General features: G+C 58.6%; 2 protein-coding genes. One reads left to right on the forward strand and one right to left on the reverse strand.

Features of this window, described 5'->3' with window-relative positions; genetic code table 11:
- The coding region (locus tag AC1D1L_RS33585) for an enolase C-terminal domain-like protein (RefSeq protein WP_477345810.1) at positions 1 to 253 on the forward strand (253 nt) is incomplete at its 5' end.
- Positions 254 to 1,921: 1,668 nt separating this feature from the next.
- Here AC1D1L_RS33585 and AC1D1L_RS33590 read toward each other — a convergent pair.
- Positions 1,922 to 2,186: GMC oxidoreductase (locus AC1D1L_RS33590; RefSeq protein ID WP_477345812.1), on the reverse strand; the 265-nt coding region annotated here is incomplete at its 5' end.

Below are 2,186 nucleotides of genomic sequence, written 5' to 3' on the forward strand. Positions count from 1 at the left end.
CTCTGTTATGAATGAAACAAGCTTGGGATGCGCAGCGACTCTACACTTGGCTGCTAGCGTCAAGAACGGAATAGATGCCTGTGACCTTTACCTTCCGAAGTACCTCATGGATGGAGACATCGTTCGAGAGCCGCTCGTGATTTCCAATGGGCGAATGACGGTGCCGTCCGGGGTTGGCCTTGGGGTAGACATCGACGAGCGCGCGCTCGAACATTTCACTGTGAAAGGGTCGGTCGTCGTAACCTCGGCATAAAATCTCCGTTATCGCGAGGTGATTGACGGCAAAGTTGCTGACCCAGGAGATAATCTTCAGTGCTGAAACTGGCCGGCTTTTGATTGGAATGGTGGCCGGTCCTTGATCGGAACGGCGGCTTGATTGCCAAATGGAGCGATAAGCGAAACGTCATTGTCGCGCTCGCCCGCAGCGCAAGATCCCCGCACACTATTCTCGGGATCCCTCAGCTTCGATTGAATGAGCTTGCGCGCCGTCAGCACCTCTTGTGCGGCCAGCGACTTGCAATGCACCGGTTGGAGCCAGCAAGGCGCATCAGCTGCGTGGTCCCACGCGCGCACGCGAGTCATTGCGGTGCGACTTCATCGGCATCCCCTTGAAGGCGTCGCGCACATGCCACATCTCCAGCAGCTCCGCCGCCAGTCCCCGCTTGCCGCATAGAGTCATTGCGACAGCGGCCCGGCTTCCGATACCAACTAAGGCGATCTCTTCAAACAGGGGGTTCGACGTGACTAGCTTTTTTCAGGAGTCGGTGAGTGCGGCGACTACGCCGCGATTGGCTTCGTCGGTTTCCGCCGTCATCGGTAGCGCATTGTGAACCATTAGCCCGCAACGCGCCGCAGAATACAGCCGCGCGCCATGAGATAATCATCGACCTGATTCGGTCAGCAAGTCCTCTCCAGCGCGCTGTCGGGGGAGCGCGATTTTTGATTGACTGAAGGCGTGAAGCGCTGAATGTCGCGCTCGGCCGGCGAGCGACCATTGACAGGCCGTAGGTCCGTCTAGACGAGGCGAGATGCTGGCCCGCTTTCCGGTGGAGCGGAGTTGGCGGCCTTCCTTCAAGTATTTTTCTTCAGGTTGATTATCTTTTCTGATTTTTGCGGAACCTCGGACCCCAGGGAGGCATCCGGATGATCACAGGCGATCCTACGAAGCGGCAGGCAACTGCGCGCAAGCTCAAGCAAGCACAGATCCTGCCCACTCCCTGAGTCCTACATCGCGAGACCGCTCGAGAACCGTTGATTGGTCGAAGGCTCCACGGTGTTCCGCACCAAATTCCGCTTCGCGGAGATGGGCTGGAGGCGGGCACTCAGCAGCGTGAGACAGTGCGCCGGCCCTTGGGCGAGACCCGATCTCAAGCCGCGACGCAAACACATTCGATGGCGGCAACAGCGGCCAGCCGGATTTCTCGAACGTTCCCGCGCTGCCTCTACTGCGGCGCAACGTCATTCTTGTCGCCGTCGGGTATCGACGCAAACTCTTGCTCATCCGCCCGATTTACGACTGGAATCCTGGGGCCCCGAATGGGCCAGTCGGGGATTCCCGTTCAGGTAATATCGACTTACTCTGCATTCGTGAGCCATTCCGTCCGTATCCACTTTCGTCATTTTCGCTACTATGGTTCTTGCCGCGGTGTTGATCCTGGAGGCCTTGCTATGCTTGGACCTCTATGCTGCGAGCCGTTTCGGCGCGGTTTTTGAACCCAGTGACAAGGCTGCGTTCAACGGCTCATCTTGTCCACTCTACAGGCTCCAAGCACCGCTTCGGCGAGGCACTGTTCAACACCTACACGGACAGCATCGTGGTATTGCATCATGGGCTGCACAGGGGCCGGTGGGAGCAGAGAACACGCTAAACCGGACTCTCATCAACGCGTTGGATACCGGCTTCCGCGTTGTCGTCTCGGAGCTATCCTGACCCTGTCGTGCCACGCCCTTTCAAGATTGTGTCGGCCATCTTCTCAGCCACCATGATCGTAGGAAGATTTGTGTTGGCCCGGGGGCAGAATGGCATGACAGAGGCGTCAGCGATTCTCACGCCCGAAACGCCGCGGACGCGACCTGATGGATCGGTCACAGCGAGGGGATCCGACAGCGCACCCATCCGGCAGCTCGATGTCGGATGCCAACTGGCCGCCACGTTTCGGCGGACAAAGAGATCCAGACGCTCCTCG

It is taken from the genome of Mesorhizobium sp. P2_D6 (assembly GCF_056404315.1).